Raw genomic sequence first — 24878 nt, 5'->3', positions numbered from 1 at the left:
AATGTCGACTCAGCCCTCCTCTCCTTCATCGCTTCGAAGTCCCGCGGCGTCCTGGTTCATCCGGCCGCTCTTGCGCACGCACCGCGCGTTGTACAAACCGGCGGCTGCGCGCGTGGTGCTCAGGTTGCTGGGCCAGTTGCAATACGGCGTTCTTGATGTCCACCTGCCGGACGGCACCACGCGCCGCTACGGCCAGCCCGCCGATGAACCCGCAGCCGCGAACGCACCGCACGCCCGCGTCGTGCTGACGAACTGGAATGTGTGCGCGGCGGCGCTGAAGAGTGGCGATATCGGCTTTGCTGAGACTTACCTCGCCGGCGACTGGCATACGGACGACCTCGCCGCACTGCTCGACATCATGGTGCGCAATCGCACGACCATTGAAGCGGTGATCTACGGCTCGTGGTTCGGCAAGCTGACGAACCGCCTGCGCCATTTGCGCAACGCGAACACGAAGGAAGGCAGCCGGCGCAACATTCACGCGCATTACGACCTCGGCAACGCGTTCTACAAGCTCTGGCTCGACAGCACGATGACCTATTCGAGCGCGCTCTTCGACGGCACGCCCGACCAGACCCTCGCCGATGCACAACGCGCGAAGTACCGGCGCCTGCTGAACGAGTTGCAGCTCGACGGCGTCGATTTGAACGTATTGGAAATTGGCTGCGGGTGGGGTGGGTTCGCCGAACTCGCGGCGAGCGAAGCGAAAGCGCGCGTCACCGGTCTCACGTTGTCCACCGAACAGCTTGCGTACGCGCAGCAGCGCATGACGGACGCGGGTCTCGGCGATCGTTCGGACTTGCGCCTGCAGGACTACCGCGATACCCACGGCCAGTTCGATGCCATTGCGTCCATCGAAATGTTCGAAGCCGTGGGTGAGGAATACTGGCCGAGCTACTTCGAGTGCATCAAGCGCAACCTCAAGCGCGGCGGACGTGCATGCGTGCAGACCATCACCATCGATAACGCCCTGTTCGACCGTTACCGCACGAGCACCGACTTCATCCAGCAATATATTTTTCCAGGCGGCATGCTGCCCTCACCGGCTGTCTTCATGCAGGCTGCCGAACGCCACGGGCTGAAAGTGGTCAATCAGCTCTCGTTTGGCCAGGACTATGCACGCACGCTCAAGCTGTGGCGTAATGCGTTTGTGGCGCGCCTCGACGAAATCCGCGCGCAACGCTTCGACGAACGTTTCATCCGCTTGTGGGACTTTTACCTATGTTATTGCGAGGCCGCTTTCGCGCACTCGAACACCGACGTGATCCAGTTCACGCTGGAACACGCCTGATTCGAAGGTTCATGGCTGCGGCGCTGATGCTGCTGGTCTTGCCGCTGCAGGCGTTTGCCTTCGATGCCGCGCCGCTCGTGCGTCAGACGATTCCGCAAGCGCGCGTTCAGGGCGAGGGCGAACTGCGCATGTACGGCTTTCATATCTACGATGCCAGGCTTTACGTCGGCCCAACAGGTCTGTCGAGCAAGGAACTGACGGCGCGGCCGTTCGCGCTCGACATCGAATATGCGCGGCCATTCAAAGGCGCGTCTATTGCAAAACGGGGCCGCGAAGAGATGGACGACCTGAAACTCGCGAGCAAGTCGCAGACGCGGGAATGGCAGCAGGAACTGGAAAAGATTTTTCCGGACGTACAGCCTGGCGACCATGTTGTCGGCGTGTTCGTGCCCGAGCGCGGCACGACTTTTTATGCAGACGACAAGGTCATCGGCACGATTCCCGGCGATGACTTCGCCCGCGCGTTTTTCTCGATCTGGTTCGATCCGCGGACATCGGCGCCGGGGTTGCGCAATCAGTTGCTGGCAAATGGGGCGGCGCAGTAATCCGCGCCGACTCATGATCAACGCCGCTTCACAGCGGCTTTTTTTTCGCCGCCGGCTTGGCTGCGGTTGCTTTCTTGGCAGCGGATTTTCCCGGCGCTTTGGGCGCGGCGGCTTTCGGCGGTTCGACGTCCTCATTCGCCGAATCCGATGCAGCCGGTTGCTGCGCCATCGCGAGCGTCGCCAGGTTGTTGAACTGCGACTGGAGCATGTTCCACCAGCCGGTGGGATCGAATGAAGCGTCGTTCGCGCTGGCTTCGCTCGGCGCTTCCGCTTCCGGCGAGGGCTGTTCTTCCCTTAGAGGTGGCGCAGGCCAGGCCCCGGCAGACGCCGACGAAGACGCCGCAGCCGAGTTTCTCGCGCTGTCCACCGACGACTGCGCGAACGCGCCGAATGCTCGCAGCGTCGCGAGCGTCGCGCGCTGCACTTCCAGCGCCTGAATCGCCGATTGCAGCATGTTCAGGTTGAGCTTGAGCCATTGCTCGACGGCGCGCATGTCCTTGATGCGTTTGTCGAGTTCCTCGACGTTCGTGAGCGGAGCAAGCATGTCCGACATCATGGAGAGCGAAGGCGATCCGCTCGACGATACCGCCGCCGCAAACGGATTCATCTTCATCATGTCCCACATTTTTTCCATCATGTCGCCCTGAGGAAAACCGGACATGCCGGGAAAACTTCCGAAGGGCGGTGTACCGCCGGGTGTATCGGTCATCAGACTTGCTCCTTGGTGCTGCGCAATGGATTCAATGATCGCCGATCAAAAAGGCGAGCCGCCCGGAAAATCCGGCGCGCGCTTCTCGCGCAGCGACTTGATGCCTTCCTGCACGTCGGGCCCGGCGAAACCCATGAATTCGAGCGCGAGGGACGTATCGAAGGCGGGACCCGCCGATCGCAGCCAGTTGTTCAACGCATACTTGGTCCAGCGGATGGCCGTTTGCGAGCCTTGAGCCAGACGATTCGCGACTTCGAACGCTTTTGGCAGCAAGTCGCTTTCATCCACTGCCAGCGATACCAGCCCGATCCGCTCCGCCTCTTCGCCGCTCACCGGTTCGCACAACAGCAGGTAATACTTCGCCTTCGCCATGCCGCACAACAACGGCCACACGATCGCCGTGTGATCGCCGGCGGCGACGCCGAGCCGCGTATGACCGTCGATGATGCGCGCCGTTTTCGCGGCAATCGATATATCCGCGAGCAGCCCCGCCACCAGACCCGCGCCGACAGCCGGGCCGTGCATCGCGGAAACGATCGGCTTGCTGCAGTTGATCACGTTGTAGACAAGGTCGCGCGCTTCACGCCAGACACGCGCGCGGACATCGAAATCGGAGGCCATCTGTTCGACCAGATGCAGGTCGCCACCGCCCGAGAAACCCTTCCCTTCGCCGCGAATCAGCGCCACGCGCGTGTCCGGATCACGATCTATATCACGCCAGATATCGGCAAGCTCGCGATGCGTGTTTGCATCGGCCGTCGCGAGTCCGCTCTTATTTGCGCCCGCGCCGTTCATGATGATTTCGAGCACGCCGTGCTCGTGCCGGCGCAATTCCAGCGACGTGTATTGCGAGTAAAGAGAAAGATCGCTCATGGTTTGACGGATTTGATGATTGGCGTTGAGGTTCTTAGCGCGGTTGATAAACCCACTTGCCGTTCTCGATTTCAGCGATCACGCGCGCCCGTTGGTCAAGCCCGATATGATCGTTCGGCGTCATGTTGACCAGCCCGTTCGTGTCCGCAAAATTCTTCGTGGCTTCCAGCGCGTCGCGCAGCGCGCTTCGGAATTCCGGCGTGCCCGGCGCGCCCGCTTTCATCGCAATCGGCACTGCCCGGTTGAGCAACATGCCCGCGTCCCATGCATACGAACCGAACGCCGATACCGTGCCCGCGCCATACTTCGTCTCATACAGCTTGATGTAGTCGAGCGCGAGCCGTTTGGCCGGATGATCGTCGGGCAACTGCGACGCGACCAGCACCGGGCTTGTAGGCAGGAACGTGCCGTTGCAATCGGCGCCGCATACGCGCAGGAAATCGCGGTTGCCCGTGCCGTGGTTATGATAAATCGGGCCCTTGAAGCCGCGTTCGCGCAAGGTCTTTGGCGGCAGTGCGGCCGGCGTTCCCGCCGCGCCCACGACCACGGCATCGGGCTTCGCCGCGAGGATCTTCAGCACTTGCCCGGTCACGCTCGTGTCCGTGCGGTTGAAGCGCTCGTTGGCGACCATCGTGATCTTGTGAAGCTGGGCGAACTTCGACACTTCCGTGTAGAACGTCTCGCCGAGCGCGTCGGCCTGCCCGATGAACGCCATTGTCTTGACGCCATGGTTGCTGGCATGTTCGGCGATGGCGGACGCCATCATGGCATCGGTTTGCGGCGTCTTGAAGACCCAGTGGCGCTTGGCATCGACGGGCTCGATGATCTTCGATGACGACGCGAGCGAGATCATCGGCGTCTTGCCATCGGCGACGACATCGATCATGGCAAGCGAATTCGGCGTGATCGATGACCCGATGATCGCGTCCACATGATCTTCGGAGATGAGCTTCTTCGTGGTCTGGACGGCTTGCGTGGTGTCCGATGCATCGTCGAGAACGATGTAATCCACCGGACGTCCGCCCATTTCCTTCGGCAGCAACGCGACGGTATCGCGCGCCGGAATGCCGAGCGACGCGGCCGGTCCCGTCAGCGATAAAACCAGCCCAATCTTCACATGCGGCGTCTGCGCCCACGCAGCCGCCGAAACCGTGATCAATGCGCTTGCTGCCGCCAGCCGCCTGAATGCCGCGCCCCATCCCCCGCCTGAATGCATTGAAATCTCCTTGTTATGGACAATGCGGCTAAGTGTAGGGCGGCGCAGCATCCGGGCGCATCGGGCGAAACCCGTTACTGGATGGCGTTTTGCTCGTGCAGGGCAACCACCGACTGATCGATCGCGCCGAAGATCGACTTGCCGGCGTCATCGAACATTTCGATCTTGACGCTGTCGCCGAACTTCATGAACTCGGTCGCGGGCGCGCCGTGCTCGATGGTTTCCAGGCACCGCTTCTCCGCAATGCACGCATAGCCGCGCTTTGCGTCCTTGTTCGAGATCGTGCCCGAACCGACAATCGATCCCGCCCGCACGTTGCGCGTCTTCGCCGCGTGCGCAATCAACTGGCCGAAGTCGAACACCATGTCCGTGCCGCAATCGGGCTGGCCGACTTTCTTGTTGTTCCAGTGAACGATCATCGGTCTGTGGACGCGGCCTTCACTCCAGGCATCGCCGAGTTCGTCGGGCGTGACGGCAACCGGCGAGAACGCGGTCGCGGGTTTGCTCTGGAAGAAACCGAAGCCCTTGCCCAGTTCAGCCGGGATCAGGTTGCGCAACGAGACATCGTTGACGAGCATCAGCAAGCGTACGTGCCTGAGCGCTTCGGCGGGTGTGGTGGTCATCGGAACGTCGGTGGTGATCACGGCGACCTCGGCTTCGAAGTCGATCCCATATGCCTCCGACGCACACACGATGTCATCCGCAGGTCCAAGCAGATCATCCGCGCCGCCCTGGTACATGAGCGGGTCGGTCCAGAACTCGGGCGGCATTTCTGCCTTGCGGGCGCGCCTGACGAGTTCGACGTGGTTCACATAGGCCGAGCCGTCGGCCCACTGGAATGCGCGCGGCAGCGGCGCCATGCACGCTTTGGCATCGAACGTGAATGAATGGCGGGCACGGCCCAGATTGAGTGCGTCCGACAAATCGAGCAATTGCGGCGCGTAGAAATTCCAGTCGTCCAGCGCGCGTTGCAGCGTCGGCGCGATCGCGTCCGCAATGGCGGCCGTGCGCAAATCACGTGATACGACGACCAGTTGGCCGTCGCGCGTCCCGTCCTTCAGCGTGGCAAGTTTCATAGAGCGTTTCGACGTTTAGTGACGATGGAGGAAATCTATTTTACGATGGTGAATCGTGTCCACCCCGTTTTTACCGCCCGGTTTGTGCCGGAATCGATTTCTTCATGTCATCTCCCAGCCGTCCAGCATCGTCCTTAAGGTTGAAATCACGGTTGGAACCACCGGCTTTCGAACCCGCCGACGCGGAAGATTCCTCCGATACCGCCGGGGAAAAGTCGCGTTCCGGCATTCAGTCGATCGAGGTGGGTTTCCGTCTGCTCGACGTGCTAACCAACGAGCCGCGCGCCATGATGCTGCGCGATCTCGCCCAGCGCGCGGGGATGAGTCCGGCGAAAGCACACCGGTATCTGGTGAGTTTTTTGCGGCTCGGCGCGGTATCGCAAGATCCGGTTTCCGGGCGCTACGAGCTTGGCGGCTTCGCGTTGCAGATGGGTCTTGCCCGCCTTGCACGCGTGGATGGCGTGAAGCTCGCGCGTATCGCACTGACGGATTTGCGCGACCGGCTGGACCAGACGGTGGGGATCGCGGTATGGGGCAATCATGGCCCGACAGTCGTGCACTGGATGGAATCGAGCCATCCAGCGAAGGCATCGTTGAAGCTTGGCGATGTCATGCCGCTGTTGTCATCGGCGACGGGTTTGCTGTTTGCCGTGTGCCTGCCGCGCAGCAAGACGCAGGCGATGCTCGATCGCGAACTCGAGGCCACGCGCCAGACCATGGCAGATGTGGAACCCTTGCTCGCCGAGATCCGCGCGCACGGTGCATCGCGCGTCGAGGGCATGTTGCTGCCGGGGATCCATGCTTTCTGCATGCCCGTGTTCGACTCAACCGGCGATCTCGCGCTCGGACTGATTGCGCTAGGTCATGAAGGATCGTTCGATACCCGCTGGGGCAGCGACATCGATACCGCCTTACGCGAATGCGCCGGCCAGCTTTCTTACGAACTCGGGTACAAGCCGGGAGAACGGTAAGATTTCAATGCGCCTGATTTGCAGCGTGTGCGGAACGCCGCGGCGCACGCATGAGTCACATTGGCGTTGGCGCCAATGGCTCACATCCATTCACGCTCCTTTTCTGCCCGAACGCTTCCGACCTTATTGATGCCGTTCTCTTTGCTTCGCCGCCGTCGCACTGTATCCGGCGCCTCGTCCGATGAGTCATCCGCCGCTCCATCCTTCCGATGGACCTTGTGGCTTGCCGTGCTGCTTGCAGTTCTGGCCCTGCATTGGGCTGCGGGACGCTGGGTGGACAGGAGCCGGAATGTATCGAATCCCGCGCCCGCCGAGCATGTCCCGGTGCAAGTGGAGTTGCTGACGCCCAAGCCCGTTGCGCAGGCACCGGCGCTTCCTGCGCAGCCGCCGAAGCCGGCACCGAAGCCAGCACCGCAACCGGCCCAGCCGACGCACGCCATCACGACAGCACAACAAACTGCTGAAGCCGCACAAGCAGCGCAAGCCGCTCAGGCCCAACAATCAGCTCAAGCCGCACAAGCGGCCCAGGCCGCCGCAAAAGCCGCCAGCAATACAGCAGCCGCGCAAGCGGCATCGGCCGCGGCTGCAAAACCAGCCGCTTCCGGCGATAAATTCGACGTCCCGCCCACCGGCGACCTCCGCTACGACACGTTGATCAACGGCGTCATGAACCAGACCGGCACGATCCACTGGATCAATTTGGCGCAACACTACGAGATGGTCGTATCGATTCCATTGCCGTTCGTCGGACCGTTCGTGTATTCGAGCAAGGGTCATATCGACGGCTTCGGCATCGCACCCGAGCAATACTCGGAACAACGCGGCCGCCGGGCCGCCGACATCACCGTCTTCGATCGCAGCACGAAACAACTCGTCTACACGCGCACGCCGAACAGCCAGCCGCTTGTCGACGGCGCGCAGGATCGTTTCAGCGTCGTGATGCAACTTGCGAGCCTGGTACGCGGCTCACCCGATACCTACAAACCCGGCGTCGTGCGCCAGTTCAGCGTCGCGGACAACGACAGCAACGAGCTCTGGCCGATAGAAACCGTCGGCGACGAAAACGTGCAAGCCCGCGACGGCAACGTACAGGCGCGTCATTTCACGCGTCTCGCAAGACGCGACAACGACCGTCGCCGTCTCGACATCTGGCTTGCGCCATCGATTGGATGGCTGCCGGTTCGTATCGTGCAAACCGAGCCCAACGGCTTGCAGATCGAACTGCTTTGGCGCGGCAAGCTTCAGCCGCCTTCGTCCACGCCGGGTGCGGGCACGGCGGATGCGACTCCTGATGCAACACCCGGCGCGCCCGAGCCCGACAAGCCCTGACCCGCAGCATGTTTCATGCAGTCACAACGCATGCAAACGGGTTAAAGATTGCAACGGAAACATCCGTTAAGAAGGTATGCAGACGACTCCAGGCGCGCGGTTGTGCAACCAAGGTTCGATCCCGAACTGAACCCGCATTCCAACGGAGCCAGTATGCATGTGACGATTAACGGTATCGACACGCGTTATGTTGTGAGCAACGAAGGTGGTGGTCCATGGCTGACCCTGGCCCATCATCTTTCAGGCGATTTATCGGTATGGGACCAGATCGCGGGTTACTTCCGCGATGACTACACGGTACTGCGTTACGATCTTCCCGGACATGGTGAAAGCGCCGCGCCCACGGAACCATTGAGCATCGAAGCACTTTCCGGTCATCTTGCCGAGCTGTTGAGCAAGCTGGGCGTGACATCGACGCATCTGGTCGGGTTGTCGGCAGGCGGGATGATTGCTCAGCAGTTCGCAGTCGACCATGCGGACAAGGTGAACACGCTGACCGTTGCAGGCGCTCCGGTTTTCACAACGAGCGAGATGAAGCCGGATTTCGACAAGCGTGCAGCCAACGTGCGGCAAAACGGCACGTCGAGTATCGTGGAAGCTACGGTACAAAGCGTACTGACGGAACGGTTCAGAAAAGCGCATCCTGAAGTGGTCGAACATGTTGGCGAAATGGTTGCACGGACGTCCGTTGAAGGTTTCGCCAAAGTGGCCGAAGCCATCAGGGATTTCGATCTGCGAGGGCGAGTGGCGTCGATTAGTGCGCCCACGCTCGTTGTTGCAGGTGAACACGATGTTGATTTACCGCCGGCGCAGTCCAAAGTGGTGGCGGATTCAATACCTGGTGCAAAATTTGAAATACTTGACGCGGCACATCTGTCCCCGGTAGAAGAAACACAGCGTTTCGTGGCTCTTCTGGAAACATTTTTGCGGGAGAATGTCTAACAAAGGTCCTCGATGGGCTTTCGGAATCAACGTCGAGGCCACCCCTTGAATTCCAACCCAAACGCTCAATGTAAGACGCAGAAACGCCTTACGGGCAAACAGGAATAAGGAGTGTCGCCATGCAGATGATTTACAACAGCCCCAACTATTGCGTAGTCGAGTTCCCGCCGCAGGACAATCATCTCGCCATGAAGGCGGGGGGTTACGAGATCGTGGACAAGACCATGCAGCGCGAAATCTTTATCGACGGAGCGCTTGCCGCACGATTCCGCGAGCATGTTCAGAAGTTGATGCAGGAAGAGCAATCGCTTGAAGACGTCGATGAATTTCTCGGCCAATTCGACATATTGATGAACCAGCCGGTGATCCTTCACTAACGTAGCGCCCCGACTGCGCAGCAAGAACACCCGCGACACCCCTGAAAACCCCGCCATGCAAATGGCGGGGTTTTTTGTTCGCTGCGCGTTTGCAGAAAAGGCCGTTAAAAAGCGTTTGTGCCCTACTACAGATACAATGTTGGGCTATTTAAGCCTGTTTGGAGCCATGTCCGTCATGAATCCGTCCCCCGCCCCGAAATCCGCCGCCGAACGCCGCACCTACACGCGCGGCGCCGTTTTGCCTGCGCTCTTGCAGCAGCGCATTCTTATCCTCGACGGCGCGATGGGCACCATGATCCAGCGCTACAAGCTCGACGAAGCGGCGTATCGCGGAGAACGGTTCGCGGACTATGACCGTGACATCAAGGGCAACAATGAATTGTTGTCGATCACGCAGCCGCATGTGATTCGCGAGATTCATGACCAGTATCTGGCTGCGGGCGCGGACATCGTCGAGACGAACACGTTTGGCGCAACGACCGTGGCCCAGGCCGACTATGGCATGGAGTCGCTTGCCGACGAGATGAACGCGCAATCGGCGAAGCTGGCGCGCGAAGCATGCGACGCATTTTCGACCCCGGACAAGCCGCGCTTTGTCGCCGGCGCGATCGGACCGACGCCCAAGACCGCGAGCATTTCGCCGGACGTGAATGACCCGGCCGCGCGCAACGTCACCTTCGACGAACTGCGCGAGGCCTATTACGCGCAGGCCAAGGCGCTGATGGACGCGGGCTGCGACCTGTTCCTCGTTGAAACGATCTTTGACACCTTGAACGCAAAGGCGGCACTTTTTGCGCTCGACCAGTTGTTCGAAGACACGGGCGAGCTCTTGCCTATCATGATTTCCGGCACGGTCACCGACGCTTCCGGACGGATCTTGTCGGGCCAGACGGTCGAGGCGTTCTGGAATTCGCTGCGCCATGCGCGGCCGTTGACGTTTGGTTTGAACTGCGCATTGGGCGCGGCGCTGATGAGGCCGTACATCGCGGAACTGGCGAAGCTTTGCGATACGTACGTGTCCTGCTATCCGAACGCGGGCTTGCCCAACCCGATGAGCGATACCGGTTTCGATGAAACCCCGGACGTGACGTCGAACCTGCTGAAGGAGTTTGCTCAGGCGGGACTGGTGAACCTGGCTGGCGGATGCTGCGGAACGACGCCGGAACATATCGCGGAAATCGCGAAGGCGCTCGCCGATGTCAAGCCGAGGAAGTGGCCGTCGCATTATCGTGAAGCCGCCTGAAAAGACAACGCAATCAGCGAAGCAATAAAGCAACGTTCAGGGACACCATGACCGATCACACCATGCGCCTTTCCGGCCTCGAGCCGTTCAACGTCACCGACGGTTCGCTCTTCATCAACGTGGGTGAGCGGACCAACGTGACGGGATCGAAGGCGTTCTCACGCATGATCCTCAACAACCAGTTCGACGAGGCGCTCGCCGTCGCGCGGCAACAGGTCGAGAACGGCGCGCAGATCATCGACATCAACATGGACGAAGCCATGCTTGATTCGAAGGCGGCCATGGTGCGCTTCCTGAACCTGATCGCGTCCGAGCCGGACATCTCGCGCGTGCCGATCATGATCGACTCGTCGAAATGGGAGGTGATCGAAGCAGGATTGAAGTGCGTGCAGGGCAAGGCGATCGTGAACTCGATCTCGCTCAAGGAAGGCGAAGAAGCCTTCCGCCATCACGCCACACTGATCCGCCGATACGGCGCCGCAGCCGTCGTCATGGCCTTCGACGAAGACGGCCAGGCCGATACCTACGAACGCAAGACGCAGATCTGCAAGCGCTCGTACGATTTCCTCGTGAACGAAGTCGGGTTTCCGCCTGAAGACATCATCTTCGACCCGAACATCTTTGCAATCGCAACGGGTATTGAAGAGCACAACAACTACGCCGTCGACTTCATCAACGCCACGCGCTGGATCAAGGAAAACCTGCCGTTCGCCAAGATCAGCGGCGGTGTATCGAACGTGTCGTTCTCGTTTCGCGGCAACGATCCGGTGCGCGAAGCCATTCATACCGTGTTCCTGTATCACGCAATCCAGGCCGGCATGGACATGGGCATCGTGAATGCGGGGCAGCTCGGCGTGTATGCGGATCTCGACCCCGAACTGCGCGAACGCGTGGAAGACGTAGTGCTGAATCGTCGTGAAGACGGAACGGATCGCCTGCTCGAAATCGCCGACAAATTCAAAACCGGCGCCGCGAAGAAAGAAGAGAACCTGGAATGGCGCAATCAGCCCGTCGATAAACGCCTCGCTCACGCGCTCGTTCATGGCATCACGAACTTCATCGTGGAAGATACGGAGGAAGTTCGTCAGCGCATCGAAGCTGCGGGCGGACGTCCGATCAACGTGATCGAAGGGCCGTTGATGGACGGCATGAATGTCGTCGGAGACCTCTTCGGCGCGGGCAAGATGTTCCTGCCGCAAGTGGTCAAGTCGGCGCGCGTGATGAAGCAGGCCGTGGCGCATTTGATTCCGTACATCGAGGAAGAAAAGAAGCGCATGGCCGATGCCGGCGAGGACGTGCGGCCGAAGGGCAAGATCGTGATCGCAACCGTCAAGGGCGACGTGCACGATATCGGCAAGAACATCGTCTCCGTCGTGCTCCAGTGCAACAACTTCGAAGTGGTCAACATGGGCGTGATGGTGCCCTGCGCGACCATCCTGGCGAAAGCCAAGGAGGAAGGCGCGGACATCATCGGCTTGTCGGGATTGATTACGCCGAGTCTCGAAGAGATGGCTTACGTTGCGTCCGAAATGCAGCGCGACGATTATTTCCGCGGCAAGCAGACGCCGCTGCTGATCGGCGGCGCGACGACTTCGCGCGTGCACACGGCCGTGAAGATCGCGCCGCATTACGATGGCCCCGTGGTTTATGTTCCGGATGCGTCGCGTTCGGTATCGGTGGCGTCAAGCCTGCTTTCCGATGAGGGCGCGACCAAGTATCTCGTCGACCTGAAGACGGACTACGAGCGCATCCGCACGCAGCATGCGAACCGCAAGGCCACGCCTATGGTGACCTACGCCGAAGCACGCGCGAACAAGACGAAGATCGACTGGGCGAGTTACGAGCCGAAGAAACCCACGTTCATCGGGCGGCGCGTCTTCAAGAACTACGATCTGGCGGAGCTGGCGAACTACATCGACTGGGCGCCGTTCTTCCAGACCTGGGATCTGGCCGGACCGTATCCAGCGATCCTGAACGATGAGATCGTGGGCGAATCTGCCCGGCGCGTTTTCTCCGATGGCAAGTCCATGCTCTCGCGCATCATCCAGGGCCGCTGGCTGCAGGCGAACGGCGTGGTCATGCTGCTGCCGGCGAACACGGTGAACGACGACGACATCGAAATCTATACCGACGATACCCGCACGCAAGTCGCCATGACGTGGCGCAATCTGCGTCAGCAAACCGTGCGTCCGATCGTGGACGGCGTGCAGCGCGCGAACCGGTCGCTAGCGGATTTCATCGCGCCGAAGGAATCAGGCGTGAAGGACTACATCGGCATGTTCGCGGTGACGGCGGGCCTGGGCGTCGAGAAAAAGGAAAAGCAGTTCGAGGCCGATAACGACGACTACAGCGCCATCATGCTCAAGGCGCTGGCCGACCGCTTCGCTGAAGCCTTCGCCGAGGCGCTGCACGCGCGGGTGCGTCGTGAATTGTGGGGCTACGCGGCCGGCGAAACGCTCGACAACGCCGCCATGATCGATGAAAAATATCGCGGGATCCGGCCGGCGCCGGGCTATCCGGCGTGCCCGGACCATCTGGTCAAGCAGGACATGTTCGACGTCCTGCAGGCAAACGAGATCGGCATGACGGTGACCGAGTCGCTTGCCATGCTGCCGGCGGCGAGCGTGTCGGGTTTTTACATCGCACATCCGGAAAGTACGTACTTTTCGGTCGGGAAGATCGCGGACGACCAGGTGGAAAGCTTCGCGCAGCGCATGGCGTTATCGAAAAACGACGCCGAGCGCGCCCTCGCTCCGTTGCTCTAGCCTTATACCGGGAATTACAAACGCGCAATTTTGGCGAAGACAGTTACGGTTATTTTGGATTTCCTTACACTGGAACCGTGCGCAGGACCGTCATGGCGGCGGTCACGCACTCTTAAACGTCTCGGAGAAAGTCGAAAATGATCAAGCTGACGCCTGTCCTCGCTGTTGCGGTCGCGGTGCTGTGTACATCGTTGAGTCCGGCCGCTTTTGCGCAGGCCCCAAAGCCTGGTATGGGCGCGAGTTCCAGCACTGCGTCGAGCTACTCGCCGCCTGTCACCGAGCACAAGAAAAAGCCCCGCAAGCCGAAGATGAAGAAGGGCATGGCTATGCCGGCGTCACAGTAAGCAGTCAGCAACAGGTATTGATATGAACAAAAAACCCCGCAATTGCGGGGTTTTTTATGTGCTGCCTTAATACTCATGCCGCTCGAACGCTGGCCGAAGTCAAACGCCCCAAAGGATGTCGCCGTTCGCCTGATGCGCGAGACGCATCATGTCGAGGAACGGATACGCCCGTTGCGACAGGCCCACGGGGATTTCATGCGGCTCGTGGCCGGCTTCGCCTTCGTGGAAATGGCCGTCGTGTTCGGCGCGCTCCTGTTTGTCGGTGGCGACCGCCGCTTCAAGTTTCTGGATGCAGGCTGGCAATTCCTCGTGCGTGATGACGCCGCGCTCTCCCAGCCGTTTTCCTACGATGCCCAGTAAATAGTCAGCGAGGTTATCGAGCATCTGCACGTCGGGTGCAGCGCTGGTTTTGAATGTGATCAGCATGGCAAGGTCCCTTCCTTTTGTTGTTGGCCTGTTGTTCGGCTAAATGTCTGGCAATGTATTGGGCGATTCAGAGAGTGCGCGGCGACGTCCGGCCAATCAGTCCACAGCGCCAGCGCATTGTTCCAACTCCTGAATCTTTTCCCCGGCTTGACCCTGATTCGACATATTAGCACCTGCTAAAATCCCGAATTAGCTGAGCAAATGTTGCGCCGGATAGCAAACCGCTGGTCTGTCGCTACCGCCGGGAACGGCTGCAGCCATGCCTCCAGACGCGAACATGCGCATGCGCGCGAGGCAGTCCCGACCGACTGCCCGACCTCTGTTTGTCGCGCTTTTTACCCGCGCGCGGATTGAAAATTACCCGCGCGCGGAAACGAACAAACACATCACCGGATCAAGAATCAGCATGCTGCCCGCACAAAAACTTATCCTCGAAACGCTGCTGACCGATGCAGTCAAGCAGGTCGTACAGGCGTCGCAAGGCGCATCGGAAGCGAATTTCGTTACGCCGGCAATCGTGCTCGAACGCCCGAAGGTCGCGGCGCACGGCGACGTGGCGTCGAACGTCGCCATGCAGCTCGCCAAGCCGCTGCGCGCGAATCCGCGGCAACTGGCGCAACAGATCGTCGACGCCGTGCTGGGATTGCCCGCGGCGCAAGGTCTTGTCGATGCAGCGGAAGTCGCCGGCCCCGGGTTCATCAACTTGCGGCTGGCGGCAGCGGCGAAACAATCCGTCGTGCCGGCGGCGCTCGCCGAAGGCGTCGGCTACGGCCGCAGCACGCGCGATGAAGGCAAGCAGGTGCTGATCGAATTCGTCTCCGCGAATCCGACCGGGCCGCTGCATGTGGGGCACGGCCGTCAGGCGACGCTCGGGGACGCCCTTGCCAACCTGCTCGCAACGCAGGGCAACGCGGTGCATCGTGAGTTCTATTACAACGACGCCGGCGTGCAGATCGGCAACCTCGCGGCCTCCACGCAACTGCGTGCGCGCGGTTTCAAACCCGGCGACAAGGAGTGGCCCGAGAACGCGTACAACGGTGAGTACATCGCTGATATCGCGCGTGATTACCTGGCCGGCGCAACGGTTGCGGCCAAGGACGGCGCGCCCGTGACGGCAAAGGGCGACGTGGACGACCTCGATGCCATTCGCGTCTTCGCCGTCGCCTATCTGCGCCATGAACAGGACCTGGACTTGACCGCGTTCGGCGTGGCGTTCGACCAGTTCTACCTGGAGTCATCGCTGTATAACGAAGGCCGCGTGCAGGCAACCGTCGATGCGTTGATCGCGGCCGGCAAGACCTACGAGCAGGATGGCGCGCTGTGGCTGCGCACGACCGACGACGGCGACGACAAGGACCGCGTCATGCGCAAGTCCGACGGCACGTACACGTACTTCGTGCCGGACGTCGCGTACCACGTGGCGAAGTGGGAACGCGGATTCACCAAGGTCATCAACGTGCAGGGCTCGGACCATCACGGCACCATCGCGCGGGTTCGTGCGGGGCTGCAAGGGCTTGGAATCGGCATCCCGAAGGGCTACCCCGACTACGTGCTGCACAAGATGGTCACGGTCATGCGCAACGGCGTGGAAGTGAAGATCTCGAAGCGCGCGGGCAGTTATGTGACAGTGCGCGATCTGATCGAATGGTCGGGCGGGATGACGCCGGGCGAAGAGGTCGCGCCGGATCAGATCGACGAAGACACCATTCGCCGCGGCCGCGACGCCGTGCGTTTCTTCCTGATCTCGCGCAAGGCCGACACGGAATTCGTCTTCGATATCGATCTCGCGCTCAAGCAAAGCGACGAGAATCCGGTGTACTACGTGCAATACGCGCACGCGCGGATCTGCACGATCCTCGGCGACTGGAAGACGCGCTACGCGGGCGATCTCTCCGCTTTGCCAGCCGTGGATCTCACGCCGCTCGCGAGCGAACGCGCCATGGCGCTGCTCAACAAGCTCGCGGAATATCCCGACATGCTCTCGCACGCCGCCGACGAACTCGCGCCGCACGCCGTCGCCTTTTACCTGCGTGACCTCGCGGGCGAATTCCACTCGTTCTACAATGCGGAGCGCGTGCTGGTGGACGAAGACGGCGTGCGTAATGCGCGTATCGCATTGCTGGCCGCCACGCGGCAAGTGCTCGAAAACGGTCTCGCGCTGATCGGCGTATCGGCTCCCGTCAAGATGTAGTTGCAGTGCAGGGCCGGGTTCACCCCGGCGCCTGTGCGACCGTTCGAGCATTGGCGCGCCTGAAGCCGCCGTTATAATCGACGCCCATTCAGAAGACTTTTTGCAGGTGATTCATACGATGGCAAAACCACGCAGCACGTCGAAGCAGTCGAAGCAGACCGGGGGCACCTTTCTCGGTATCGTGCTGGGCTTGATTGTCGGCCTCGCAATCGCAGTGATCGTGGCGTTGTACATCACGCGCGCACCCACCCCGTTCGTGGCGAAAGTGGCGCCCGCCCAGAATGACGCCAGTACGGCGCCCGCAAACGGCCAGCCCTACGATCCAAATCGTCCGCTGCAGGGCAAGTCGCCGGGTCAGGCCGTGCCGCAAGCCGCACAGCCCGCGCCGACGAACACCGCGCCGGGTCAGACGAACAACCAGACGCAGTCGTCGGGTGTTCTGGACGAGCCGCAGATCGTGGAAGTTCCGCCCGGCGACAATGGCACGGCCGGAGTGCCGAAGGCCGCCACGCCGAAGCCTGCTTCGCCGGCCGCGGCGCCCAGCGGCTCGTCCACGGCCGCGTTGGTCAAGAAGCCCGCATCGGATGCGCAGCCTTCGTCGACGGCCAAGGTCACGCCGCCAGCGCCAGGTGACGTGAACACCGGCTACTTCCTGCAAGTGGGCGCGTACAAGACGCAAGCCGATGCCGAACAGCAGCGCGCGCGTCTTGGCTTCCAGGGATTCGAGTCAAAGGTCACCCAGCGCGATGCCGGCAACGTCACGTATTACCGTGTCCGGATCGGACCGTTCACGAAGTTCGAGGACATGAACAACGTGCGTCAACGGCTCTCCGATGCAGGCGTCGATACCGCCGTCATCCGCTTTTCCAAGCAGTGAGTTCCATGGACTGCACGCGCCTTGAGCACATCAAGGCGCGTGCAGTCCGTGCGGGGACAGCCGGCTTGGCGGGCTCTTCGACTAGCCCCTTAAGCCTCCCTTAAGCGTCGTGTGTTCCCCTTTTGCCTCTCACGCTCATTCTCGGTCACCATGAAAAAACTCTTCAGCGCCCTCGCTCTTTCCCTCGGCCTCGCTGCCGGCTCCCTGAGTTTCATGAGCGCCGCTCATGCATCGCCGTCTGCGCCTGTCGCGGGCACCGACTACACCGTGCTGCAAGCAGCGCAGCCGGTTGAAGCGCAGGGCAAGATCGAGGTGATCGAATTCATGTGGTACGGCTGCCCGCATTGCAACGAATTCGACCCGTATCTGGAAGCGTGGATCAAGAAGCAAGGTCCTGACGTGGTGTTCAAGCGCGTGCCGGTTGCCTTCCGCGACGACTTCGTCCCGCACTCGAAGATGTTCCATGCGCTCGATGCACTCGGCCTCGCCGACAAGCTCACGCCCGCCGTGTTCAACGAGATCCACGTGAAGAAGGACTATCTGCTGACGCCGGAAGCACAGGCCACGTTCCTCGCTACCCAAGGCGTGGACAAGAAGAAGTACATGGATGCGTACAACTCGTTCTCCACGCAAAGCAATCTGCAACGCGATAAAAAGCTGCTCGATGCCTACAAGATCGACGGCGTGCCGACCATCGCGATCCAAGGCAAGTACGAAACGGGTCCGGCGACCACGAACAGCCTGCCGGGCACGATCCAGGTGATGGATTTCATCGTGAATCAGGTTCGCGCGAAGAAGATGTAAAGACGTGAACGCCGCTACGAACGACACGCCGGCCCGGCTGAGGGTTTTCATCACCGGCGCGTCGAGCGGCATTGGGCTCGCACTCGCTGAAGAATATTTGAAGCGCGGTGCGGTCCTCGGTCTCGTTGCCCGTCGTGGCGACACCCTCGCGGCTTTTGCCGCGCGCTTTCCCTCTGCATCGATTTCCCTTTATCCCGCCGATGTCCGCGACGCCGCCGCACTTGGCCGCGCGGCCGAGCACTTCTGCGCGTTGCATGGCGGCGCCGATATCGTCATTGCAAACGCAGGGATCAGCCGCGGCGCGCTGACCGGTCATGGCGACCTGGAGGCGTTTCGCGAAGTGATGGATACCAACTACTTTGGCACGATCGCGACGTTCGAACCGTTCGTCGCGCGGATGGTTGCCGAGCGGCGCGGCACGCTTGTCGGTATCGCAAGTGTGGCGGGCGTGCGCGGACTGCCGGGATCGGGGGCGTACAGTGCATCGAAGTCGGCGGCGTTGAAGTATCTCGAAGCGCTGCGGGTGGAGATGCGGCCGGCGGGGGTATCGGTGGTGACGATCGCGCCGGGTTATATCCGCACGGAGATGACCCGCCGCAATCCGTATCCGATGCCCTTTCTCATGGATGCCGATGTGTTCGCGAGGAAGACGGCGGATGCCATTGGCAAGAAGACGCGGTTTGCCACCTTTCCGTGGCAGATGCGCGTGGCTGGCGCGCTGTTGCACGTCGTGCCGCGATGGCTTTACGACCGCGTGATGGAGAAGGCGCCGAGGAAACCTCGGGCGGGGGAATAAGTATTAGCGCGGCCAAAGAAAAGCCCGTCGGACTGAGAATCCGCCGGGCTTTTGACTTAAAGGGATCGCGAGGTCAGAACGCCACGAAAGGCGCATTCCCGTTGGTGCCGAACCCGAAGTACACATAGCGTCCGAAGAAGAACGGCAGGCCGAAGTCGAACAGCGTCGGGAACGAGCCGATGGCGCCGGCCAATCCGTTCAACGCGTAGTTCGTGCCGCTGCCAGCGAGCGTCTTCGCGTTCGCGACCGTGAAGTTTACCGTGCCTGACGTCCCGTTCAGCCCGATAACCGTCGCCGATAATGCCGTCGAGTTCACCGGGCAGTAGAAGTCCGTGAAGGTCGTCGTGCACGCCGGCAAGGATGAGTCGCTGAAGAACAGCCCGTTCGAACCCGAGTCAACGATGGTCGTGACCGAGGCGCCCTTGTACGTGCCGCTCAGGTTGCCGAATGCCGTTGAACGATAGGACGTCGCGCTGCCCAGCGTATTGTTGCTCTGCGTCCCGATACCAAACACCAGTGTCCCCGTCACCGAAGCCGCCGAGCTTGTCACCGGCGGCAATTGCACGATCACGCCGTTGTTGTTCACGGCAAATTTCGTCACCGGATTCACGACCTGATTGGCCACTGCCACGGCGGTCTGCGAACAATTGGTGCCCGACGGACATGAATAGTAGTTGCTGGTCGCGGCGTTCGCGCAGGCAGCACCGCAATCCGTCGCCGATACACCCACGCCAAGAATCCCGTTCGCACCCAGTTGCCGCGACGTGCTTTCGTTGCTGCCATTGATACAGCCCGATGCCGGAACCGTCGAATCGGCCAGATCACCTACGACCTGAACCGGAATGGCGCTCGCCGTTTCGCCGCCGATCTTCACGTCGGCAGTACGCACGGTGCCCCATGTGAAGCCATCGGCGAATTGCGTGCACTGCGCAAGCTGGCCGCCGCTCGTCGACTGGTTGATCGGCAGGTTCGTGATGATTTGCGCGGCGGCATCGCTGGCAAGGCGCAGGCCGTACGAGCCGGTATCGACCTGGATGTTGTCGATGGTCTGGCACACGCTCGTGCCGGGCGCACAAACGGTCACGGTCACGTTCGGAATGTTGACGAAGTTCTGTGCGCCGGGGCCGACGGTGATCGGCACCGTGTTCGAGGCAGTCGATGCAATCGGCTGTGCGTTCGGCGTGCCGCTGCTGGAACCTCCACTGCCGCTGCTGCCACCGCTACCGGAGCTGCCGCCGCTGCTGACGGAACTGTTGCCGGAGTCGCCGCCTCCGCCGCCGCAGGCAGCGAGAAACACCGACAGGCTGAGCACGGCGAGCCATCGGAACAAACCGGACTTCAAGGAGAACAGGGACGATGAGTACATCGGACGCATAGTGAAAGTCTCCGTCCGTTATTGGATGTCGCTGGCGCTGACGCCGGCAGGCAAGGCTTGCGGGAGATAAGCCTGGCCGACGAATGCGCCCATGTGGCCACCGGAACGCACGACCAGCGCGCTGCCGGCCACGCTGACGGGTCCACGGCCGCCGCCGTTGGCGCGCTGGTTCTGGATGCCCTGGACGTATTGCGGAAAGTAAGTGCCGAGCAGCGACGGCAAATCAGGAATGCGCGGACCTTGCCACGCAATGCCGAAAACCGTGCCGTCCGCGCCTACGTATTCATTGACCACGGTGCCGACGGCAAGCGTTGTCGTGCGCACGGTAAAGGCGCTGGCGGAACTCGCCGATGCTGCCGAACCCGCAACTGCCGCTGCGTGCGATACCGAATTGCTGACCGTAGCGCCGGCCGGCGCCGTCATGGGCGCACCGCCCAGAACCGCATGAGCGGGCGTTACGGCAGCCAAGCTAACCATCAATCCTGCTGCGAGACTAACCAGCGCGCGAGCGCGCCGAAAGCCGAATGAAATGATCGAAGTGTCCACTTCGCTTCTCCGTTCCGATTATTTCAAGCCATGCAATATCTTGCCGTCTGAAACGCTGCGCGAGTGCGCGTCGTTCGTCGAGACATAAGTATGCCAGCCGAATGCGTCGAACTCGGGAAAGTGAACATATGTTGCAACGCTAAATGCGCCGGGATGGCTGAAATAGGTGTCGTTTTGACGCGCACGGTTGGTAGCTACCTTCCGCGCGCGTCAGATCAGCATGGCGTCAGAAGCCCAGGCTGGCGAGCAGGTCATCGACTTGCGTCTGGTCCTGAACGACGTCGGTGCGTCCCTCGGGATTGATTTGCGGACCGTTGAGCAGCGTTTCCGGCGTGCTGGACGTATTCGATGCCGCAAGCGCCGCCGCCTGCGCCGCAAACTGTTCACGCCGTTCCGGCGCAATGTTTTCCAGCAGCACGGTGAGCAACTGCTGCTCGATCACGTACACCACGTCGGTGATTTTCTTGATCACCTGGCCGGTCAGATCCTGGAAATCCTGCGCGAGCATGATTTCGAGCAACTGCGCGTTGGTCGCGACCGTGTGCACGGGCACTTGCTGCAGGAAACCGCGGGTATCGGCGAGCAGCGTCTTGACGTCGGACTTGTCCTGCGCCGCGCCGTACCATGCTTCCCAACGGGCATCGAGCGCCTGGGCGTCGCGCTGCATGGTTTCCTGAATCGGTTTCGCGAGTTCGATGGCGTTCAGCGCGCGATCGGCGGCCTGTTCTGTCATCGTCGCGACGTATTTCAAGCGGTCGCGGGCATCCGGCACCATTTCGGCGGCGGCTTCAACCTGTTTGTCGAGGCCGAGCTCGCGCATGGAATCGCGCAGCGTGCGCGTCAATTGGCCAATGCGCGCCAAAATGCGATCGCTCGATGCATCCCCGTCCTGCTCGATCGCCGTCAGCGCTTCCTGCGTCGTCATTTCATTCACGATCTCAGCTCCCGGCCTTGGCCATCTTTTCGAGAATCTTCGTGAGCTTCTCGTCGAGGGTCGCGGCCGTGAACGGCTTGACCACGTAACCGCTCGCGCCAGCCTGCGCCGCGGCAATGATGTTTTCCTTCTTCGATTCCGCCGTCACCATCAGCACGGGCAAGTGCGAGAGGGCGGCATCGGCGCGAATCTGCTTGAGCATTTCCAGACCGTCGAGGTTCGGCATGTTCCAGTCGGAAATGACGAACTCGAAACCGCCGCCACGCAGACGCGCAAGGCCGGCTGCGCCGTCCTCGGCTTCATCGACGTTCGAGAAACCTAGTTCCTTCAGCAGGTTTCTGACGATACGGCGCATCGTCGGGAAGTCATCGACGACCAAAATCTTCATGTTCTTGTCCATCTTCACTGCTCCTTGTATTCCCGTTGTTTCTTCAGGCGGCGCGCACGCCGCGTGGGTATTCGAATTCGTGTGCTCGCGAGGAAGGTCAGACGCGTTGTGCGCGCTCGCCCATGGAATTGAGGCGCGCCATCACGCGCCGGGTCATTTCCGACAACGGCGCGATCTCGCTCACGCCGCCGGTTGCAATGGCTTCGCGCGGCATGCCGAACACCACGCAGCTCGCTTCGTCCTGCGCAAATGTGTACGCGCCGGCTTGTTGCATTTCCAGCATGCCTTGCGCGCCGTCGCGGCCCATGCCGGTCAGGATCACGCCGAGCGCGTTCTTGCCCGCGTGCTGCGCGGCGGAACGGAACAGCACATCCACCGATGGCCGATGCCGGTTGACCGGCGGCGCGTCGGAGAGATGCGCGACATAGTTCGCACCGCTTCTCGCCAGCACGAGGTGAGCGTCGCCAGGCGCGATATACGCGTGGCCCGGCAGTACACGTTCGCCGTGCTCGGCTTCCTTCACCGCGATCCGGCACAGGCCGTTCAAACGTTGCGCGAACGACTTGGTGAAGCCCGGCGGCATGTGCTGCGCGATCATCACGCCGGGTGCATCGGGCGGAAGCGGAACCAGGAGTTCGCGGATAGCTTCAGTGCCGCCCGTCGATGCCCCGACAATGATCAGCTTTTCCGTGCTCACCAGCGGGTTGTTCAGGTTCGGCGTGGGTTTCGACGCCGTGACCGAACCGCTTGAACCCGCCGCCGCATGCACGACATGAGGCGTTTGCCTGACACGAGCGCGCGCGGCGGCGCGGATCTTGTCGGCGAGCTTCTCCGAGTATTCGAGCATGCCGTCGCGGATGCCCACGCGCGGTTTCGTCACGAAATCCACCGCGCCGAGTTCAAGCGCGCGCAGCGTGATTTCCGAGCCGCGTTCCGTGAGCGATGACACCATCACCACCGGCATCGGCCGCAACCGCATCAGCTTTTCCAGGAAGTCGAGGCCGTCCATGCGCGGCATTTCCACGTCGAGCGTGAGCACGTCGGGGTTGTGCTGCTTGATCAGATCGCGTGCGACCAGCGGATCGGGCGCGGTCGCGCACACGTGCATGTCGGGCTGCGAATTGATGATCTCGGTCATCAGGCTGCGCACGAGCGCCGAATCATCGACGCACAAAACGCTGATCTTCGGTTCCGTGCTCCGGGCCGTTGTCATGCTTCCTCCACCGTCTTCATGCGGACGGTTCGCTGCAGGCCGGCTGCGGCACCGAATAGTTCGATGCGGGGTTTATCGGTTGTCCTGGCTTTCGGCTGGCTGAAAAGTTCGACGCGCGCACGCGCCTTGGCCAGCCGTTCGCTGCGCGCTTCGGGCGTTTGCCGCACCAGCGCCTGTTCGCGTTCGACCACGCTCGGGTCTTGCTGCGTGATCAGTTTCTTGACCATCGCCTGGCCGGTTCGCGGCATGAACGCGACCTTGCGCGGATACATGCCCTGCAAGTCCTCAGCCACGATGCGAATCTTTTCCAGCGCGAGATAGCGGCGAACGAACTCGGAATTTCTATCGCCGATATTGATTGTCGTCATACCCGCCAGCACCGCGCCGCCGCCGAATACCTTGGCTTCGAAGCGCTCGCGCCGGCCGCCGCGCTTGATCATCTCGTTGATCAGCACTTCCATGGCGTACGCGCCGTATCGCATGGAATCCGAACTGGACTGCGATGCGTCCGCGCCGTCGTCGGGCAGCATGAAATGGTTCATGCCGCCAATGCCCGCCGTCCGGTCAGTAATGCACGCCGCCACGCACGAACCGAGCACCGTGACGAGCACCATGTTCTCGCCCGTCATGTAGAACTCGTTCGGCAACAGCTTCACGCCCGGGAGCTTGAAGTGGTTGTCGAAATACAGGTTCGTCGCGATCGGCAATGCGCTCATGCCGGCTCTCCGGCGAGCGCCTTCTTCTTGGCGGTTCCAGCAACGGAATCACGCGATAACGCGTACACCGTCTGGCCGCGCAGCTTGAACGCCTGCGTCACATACGTGAAGTTTTCCGAATGCCCGGCGAACAGCAGACCGCCGCTTTTCATCAGCGGCTCGAAGCGCGCGAGAACTTGCGCTTGCGTGGGTTTATCGAAATAGATCATCACGTTGCGGCAGAAGATCGCGTCGAACTGGCCCGGCAGCGCATATTTCGAATCCGTCAGGTTCAGTTGCTCGAACTTCACCATCGCCCGCACTTCCGGGCGGATCTTGACCATGCCGGCGTGCGCGCCCGTGCCTTTCAGGAAGAAGCGCTTGAGCCGGTCATTGCCGAGCGTCTTCACCGAATCGAGCGAATAGACGCCCGCGTCGGCCTTCTGCAACACCTGGCTGTCAATATCTGTCGCGATCACCGTGCATTGGCGCGCGGCCGAGTCGCCAAGCGTTTCCATCAGCGTCATGGCGATGGAATACGGCTCCTCGCCCGTCGATGCCGCCGAGCACCACACAGAAAACGGCTGCGGCCGGCTCTTCGCAAACGTGGCGAGAATCGGAAAGTGATGCGATTCGCGGAAGAACGCGGTCAGGTTCGTGGTCAGCGCGTTGGTGAACGCTTCCCACTCGGCGCTGTCCGGCTGCGCTTCGAGGCGGTCGAGGTAAAGACGAAACGTATCGATGTTGCACGCGCGCAGACGTCGCGCGAGACGGCTGTAGGCCATGTCGCGTTTATGCTCGGACAGCGAAATCCCCGCGCGACGATGAATCAGGTCGCGAATGCGGCCGAAATCGGCACCGGTGAATTCGAAGTCGCGTTCCACTTCCGAACCGTAGCGGGTCCGGTCGCGGGGTGTATCGACGGGTGAGCGCGTTGCCATCATCTAGCCTT

Annotated in this window: 25 protein-coding genes; 13 read left to right on the top strand and 12 right to left on the bottom strand. The window is 61.4% G+C overall.

The features are described 5' to 3' along the window. Window position 1: 1 nt before the first annotated feature. On the top strand, window positions 2-1291 hold the full coding sequence (locus tag AXG89_RS06955) for an SAM-dependent methyltransferase (RefSeq protein ID WP_082771352.1): 1290 nt from the start codon (window positions 2-4) through the stop codon (window positions 1289-1291). A gap of 11 nt (window positions 1292-1302) precedes the next feature. Further along, window positions 1303-1836, top strand: a complete 534-nt coding sequence (locus tag AXG89_RS06950) for a chalcone isomerase family protein (protein WP_061998297.1) — start codon at window positions 1303-1305, stop codon at window positions 1834-1836. A 28-nt stretch (window positions 1837-1864) separates the two neighbouring features. Here the strand turns inward: AXG89_RS06950 and AXG89_RS06945 are convergent, their stop codons facing one another. From AXG89_RS06945 to AXG89_RS06930, 4 genes are all read right to left on the bottom strand, one after another. Continuing rightward, a complete protein-coding gene (locus tag AXG89_RS06945; protein ID WP_062168797.1) occupies window positions 1865-2545 on the bottom strand; it encodes a PhaM family polyhydroxyalkanoate granule multifunctional regulatory protein in 681 nt (226 codons plus the stop codon). A gap of 45 nt (window positions 2546-2590) precedes the next feature. Next, window positions 2591-3418 (bottom strand): enoyl-CoA hydratase/isomerase family protein, encoded by an 828-nt coding sequence (locus tag AXG89_RS06940; protein WP_062168795.1) that lies wholly within the window; start codon window positions 3416-3418, stop codon window positions 2591-2593. A 34-nt stretch (window positions 3419-3452) separates the two neighbouring features. Next, the gene (locus AXG89_RS06935) at window positions 3453-4634 is read right to left on the bottom strand and encodes an ABC transporter substrate-binding protein (RefSeq protein ID WP_062168793.1); all 1182 of its coding nucleotides are present in this window, start codon (window positions 4632-4634) and stop codon (window positions 3453-3455) included. 74 nt (window positions 4635-4708) lie between these two features. Next, entirely contained in the window at window positions 4709-5710 is a 1002-nt protein-coding gene (locus AXG89_RS06930; protein ID WP_062168791.1) for a fumarylacetoacetate hydrolase family protein, read from the bottom strand. Between the two features lie 104 nt (window positions 5711-5814). Between AXG89_RS06930 and AXG89_RS06925 the strand changes: the two genes are divergently transcribed. The 7 genes from AXG89_RS06925 (at window position 5815) to AXG89_RS06895 (ending at window position 13681) form a co-directional block, all read left to right on the top strand. After that, window positions 5815-6681 (top strand): IclR family transcriptional regulator, encoded by an 867-nt coding sequence (locus tag AXG89_RS06925; RefSeq protein ID WP_082771350.1) that lies wholly within the window; start codon window positions 5815-5817, stop codon window positions 6679-6681. Window positions 6682-6810: 129 nt separating this feature from the next. Then, on the top strand, window positions 6811-8010 hold the full coding sequence (locus AXG89_RS06920) for a DUF3108 domain-containing protein (protein WP_062168787.1): 1200 nt from the start codon (window positions 6811-6813) through the stop codon (window positions 8008-8010). 153 nt (window positions 8011-8163) lie between these two features. Then, window positions 8164-8952 carry an alpha/beta fold hydrolase gene (locus AXG89_RS06915; protein ID WP_062168785.1) on the top strand — a complete coding sequence of 263 codons (789 nt, stop codon included), beginning with the start codon at window positions 8164-8166 and terminating at the stop codon, window positions 8950-8952. Between the two features lie 119 nt (window positions 8953-9071). Next, on the top strand, window positions 9072-9329 hold the full coding sequence (locus tag AXG89_RS06910) for a BTH_I0359 family protein (RefSeq protein WP_056358215.1): 258 nt from the start codon (window positions 9072-9074) through the stop codon (window positions 9327-9329). A gap of 175 nt (window positions 9330-9504) precedes the next feature. Then, a complete protein-coding gene (locus AXG89_RS06905) occupies window positions 9505-10572 on the top strand; it encodes a homocysteine S-methyltransferase family protein (RefSeq protein WP_062170376.1) in 1068 nt (355 codons plus the stop codon). Between the two features lie 47 nt (window positions 10573-10619). Beyond that, window positions 10620-13337, top strand: a complete 2718-nt coding sequence (metH, locus tag AXG89_RS06900) for a methionine synthase (RefSeq protein WP_062168782.1) — start codon at window positions 10620-10622, stop codon at window positions 13335-13337. 137 nt (window positions 13338-13474) lie between these two features. Next, window positions 13475-13681 carry a hypothetical protein gene (locus AXG89_RS06895; RefSeq protein WP_062168780.1) on the top strand — a complete coding sequence of 69 codons (207 nt, stop codon included), beginning with the start codon at window positions 13475-13477 and terminating at the stop codon, window positions 13679-13681. A 99-nt stretch (window positions 13682-13780) separates the two neighbouring features. Here AXG89_RS06895 and AXG89_RS06890 read toward each other — a convergent pair whose 3' ends face one another. After that, complete coding sequence (locus tag AXG89_RS06890; protein ID WP_061998286.1) at window positions 13781-14107, bottom strand: DUF1840 domain-containing protein; 327 nt, start codon at window positions 14105-14107, stop codon at window positions 13781-13783. Window positions 14108-14513: 406 nt separating this feature from the next. Between AXG89_RS06890 and argS the strand changes: the two genes are divergently transcribed. The 4 genes from argS to AXG89_RS06870 all read left to right on the top strand — a co-directional run bounded on the left by argS (window position 14514) and on the right by AXG89_RS06870 (window position 18775). After that, window positions 14514-16298 carry an arginine--tRNA ligase gene (gene argS / locus AXG89_RS06885; protein ID WP_062170374.1) on the top strand — a complete coding sequence of 595 codons (1785 nt, stop codon included), beginning with the start codon at window positions 14514-14516 and terminating at the stop codon, window positions 16296-16298. 118 nt (window positions 16299-16416) lie between these two features. Next, window positions 16417-17175, top strand: a complete 759-nt coding sequence (locus AXG89_RS06880) for an SPOR domain-containing protein (RefSeq protein ID WP_062170372.1) — start codon at window positions 16417-16419, stop codon at window positions 17173-17175. Window positions 17176-17325: 150 nt separating this feature from the next. Then, window positions 17326-17979 (top strand): thiol:disulfide interchange protein DsbA/DsbL, encoded by a 654-nt coding sequence (locus AXG89_RS06875; protein WP_062168778.1) that lies wholly within the window; start codon window positions 17326-17328, stop codon window positions 17977-17979. Between the two features lie 4 nt (window positions 17980-17983). Further along, on the top strand, window positions 17984-18775 hold the full coding sequence (locus AXG89_RS06870) for an SDR family oxidoreductase (protein WP_062168776.1): 792 nt from the start codon (window positions 17984-17986) through the stop codon (window positions 18773-18775). A gap of 73 nt (window positions 18776-18848) precedes the next feature. On the opposite strand, the gene AXG89_RS06865 is transcribed toward AXG89_RS06870, so the two are convergent. From AXG89_RS06865 to AXG89_RS06835, 7 genes are all read right to left on the bottom strand, one after another. Further along, window positions 18849-20150: a DUF3443 domain-containing protein gene (locus AXG89_RS06865; RefSeq protein WP_061998282.1), complete on the bottom strand. Its 1302-nt coding sequence runs from the start codon at window positions 20148-20150 to the stop codon at window positions 18849-18851. An 18-nt stretch (window positions 20151-20168) separates the two neighbouring features. Then, window positions 20169-20627, bottom strand: coding sequence for a DUF2844 domain-containing protein (locus AXG89_RS06860; protein WP_062168774.1), 459 nt, complete (start codon window positions 20625-20627; stop codon window positions 20169-20171). Window positions 20628-20922: 295 nt separating this feature from the next. Next, complete coding sequence (gene cheZ / locus AXG89_RS06855; protein ID WP_062168771.1) at window positions 20923-21621, bottom strand: protein phosphatase CheZ; 699 nt, start codon at window positions 21619-21621, stop codon at window positions 20923-20925. Window positions 21622-21634: 13 nt separating this feature from the next. Beyond that, window positions 21635-22030, bottom strand: a complete 396-nt coding sequence (gene cheY / locus AXG89_RS06850; RefSeq protein ID WP_061998280.1) for a chemotaxis response regulator CheY — start codon at window positions 22028-22030, stop codon at window positions 21635-21637. 85 nt (window positions 22031-22115) lie between these two features. Beyond that, the gene (locus AXG89_RS06845; protein WP_062168769.1) at window positions 22116-23231 is read right to left on the bottom strand and encodes a protein-glutamate methylesterase/protein-glutamine glutaminase; all 1116 of its coding nucleotides are present in this window, start codon (window positions 23229-23231) and stop codon (window positions 22116-22118) included. Next, window positions 23228-23947, bottom strand: coding sequence for a chemoreceptor glutamine deamidase CheD (gene cheD, locus AXG89_RS06840; RefSeq protein WP_061998278.1), 720 nt, complete (start codon window positions 23945-23947; stop codon window positions 23228-23230). Before cheD ends, AXG89_RS06845 begins: the two co-directional genes overlap by 4 nt. Next, window positions 23944-24870, bottom strand: coding sequence for a CheR family methyltransferase (locus AXG89_RS06835; RefSeq protein WP_062168767.1), 927 nt, complete (start codon window positions 24868-24870; stop codon window positions 23944-23946). The genes cheD and AXG89_RS06835 overlap by 4 nt, the downstream gene beginning before the upstream one ends. Between the last annotated feature and the right edge of the window lie 8 nt (window positions 24871-24878).

Source organism: Burkholderia sp. PAMC 26561, assembly GCF_001557535.2.
Classification (GTDB): domain Bacteria; phylum Pseudomonadota; class Gammaproteobacteria; order Burkholderiales; family Burkholderiaceae; genus Caballeronia.
Note: the sequence above shows the minus strand (reverse complement) of the source record. Positions and strands in the feature narration are given on the sequence as shown.

Excerpts from the sequence above, each read along its gene's own strand:
- AXG89_RS06955 (WP_082771352.1), top strand. The coding sequence starts at position 2 with ATGTCGACTCAGCCCTCCTCTCCTTCATCGCTTCGAAGTCCCGCGGCG.
- AXG89_RS06950 (WP_061998297.1), top strand. The coding sequence starts at position 1,303 with ATGGCTGCGGCGCTGATGCTGCTGGTCTTGCCGCTGCAGGCGTTTGCC.
- AXG89_RS06945 (WP_062168797.1), bottom strand. The coding sequence starts at position 2,545 with ATGACCGATACACCCGGCGGTACACCGCCCTTCGGAAGTTTTCCCGGC.
- AXG89_RS06940 (WP_062168795.1), bottom strand. The coding sequence starts at position 3,418 with ATGAGCGATCTTTCTCTTTACTCGCAATACACGTCGCTGGAATTGCGC.
- AXG89_RS06935 (WP_062168793.1), bottom strand. The coding sequence starts at position 4,634 with ATGCATTCAGGCGGGGGATGGGGCGCGGCATTCAGGCGGCTGGCGGCA.
- AXG89_RS06930 (WP_062168791.1), bottom strand. The coding sequence starts at position 5,710 with ATGAAACTTGCCACGCTGAAGGACGGGACGCGCGACGGCCAACTGGTC.
- AXG89_RS06925 (WP_082771350.1), top strand. The coding sequence starts at position 5,815 with ATGTCATCTCCCAGCCGTCCAGCATCGTCCTTAAGGTTGAAATCACGG.
- AXG89_RS06920 (WP_062168787.1), top strand. The coding sequence starts at position 6,811 with ATGCCGTTCTCTTTGCTTCGCCGCCGTCGCACTGTATCCGGCGCCTCG.
- AXG89_RS06915 (WP_062168785.1), top strand. The coding sequence starts at position 8,164 with ATGCATGTGACGATTAACGGTATCGACACGCGTTATGTTGTGAGCAAC.
- AXG89_RS06910 (WP_056358215.1), top strand. The coding sequence starts at position 9,072 with ATGCAGATGATTTACAACAGCCCCAACTATTGCGTAGTCGAGTTCCCG.
- AXG89_RS06905 (WP_062170376.1), top strand. The coding sequence starts at position 9,505 with ATGAATCCGTCCCCCGCCCCGAAATCCGCCGCCGAACGCCGCACCTAC.
- metH (WP_062168782.1), top strand. The coding sequence starts at position 10,620 with ATGACCGATCACACCATGCGCCTTTCCGGCCTCGAGCCGTTCAACGTC.
- AXG89_RS06895 (WP_062168780.1), top strand. The coding sequence starts at position 13,475 with ATGATCAAGCTGACGCCTGTCCTCGCTGTTGCGGTCGCGGTGCTGTGT.
- AXG89_RS06890 (WP_061998286.1), bottom strand. The coding sequence starts at position 14,107 with ATGCTGATCACATTCAAAACCAGCGCTGCACCCGACGTGCAGATGCTC.
- argS (WP_062170374.1), top strand. The coding sequence starts at position 14,514 with ATGCTGCCCGCACAAAAACTTATCCTCGAAACGCTGCTGACCGATGCA.
- AXG89_RS06880 (WP_062170372.1), top strand. The coding sequence starts at position 16,417 with ATGGCAAAACCACGCAGCACGTCGAAGCAGTCGAAGCAGACCGGGGGC.
- AXG89_RS06875 (WP_062168778.1), top strand. The coding sequence starts at position 17,326 with ATGAAAAAACTCTTCAGCGCCCTCGCTCTTTCCCTCGGCCTCGCTGCC.
- AXG89_RS06865 (WP_061998282.1), bottom strand. The coding sequence starts at position 20,150 with ATGCGTCCGATGTACTCATCGTCCCTGTTCTCCTTGAAGTCCGGTTTG.
- AXG89_RS06860 (WP_062168774.1), bottom strand. The coding sequence starts at position 20,627 with ATGGTTAGCTTGGCTGCCGTAACGCCCGCTCATGCGGTTCTGGGCGGT.
- cheZ (WP_062168771.1), bottom strand. The coding sequence starts at position 21,621 with ATGACGACGCAGGAAGCGCTGACGGCGATCGAGCAGGACGGGGATGCA.
- cheY (WP_061998280.1), bottom strand. The coding sequence starts at position 22,030 with ATGGACAAGAACATGAAGATTTTGGTCGTCGATGACTTCCCGACGATG.
- AXG89_RS06845 (WP_062168769.1), bottom strand. The coding sequence starts at position 23,231 with ATGACAACGGCCCGGAGCACGGAACCGAAGATCAGCGTTTTGTGCGTC.
- cheD (WP_061998278.1), bottom strand. The coding sequence starts at position 23,947 with ATGAGCGCATTGCCGATCGCGACGAACCTGTATTTCGACAACCACTTC.
- AXG89_RS06835 (WP_062168767.1), bottom strand. The coding sequence starts at position 24,870 with ATGATGGCAACGCGCTCACCCGTCGATACACCCCGCGACCGGACCCGC.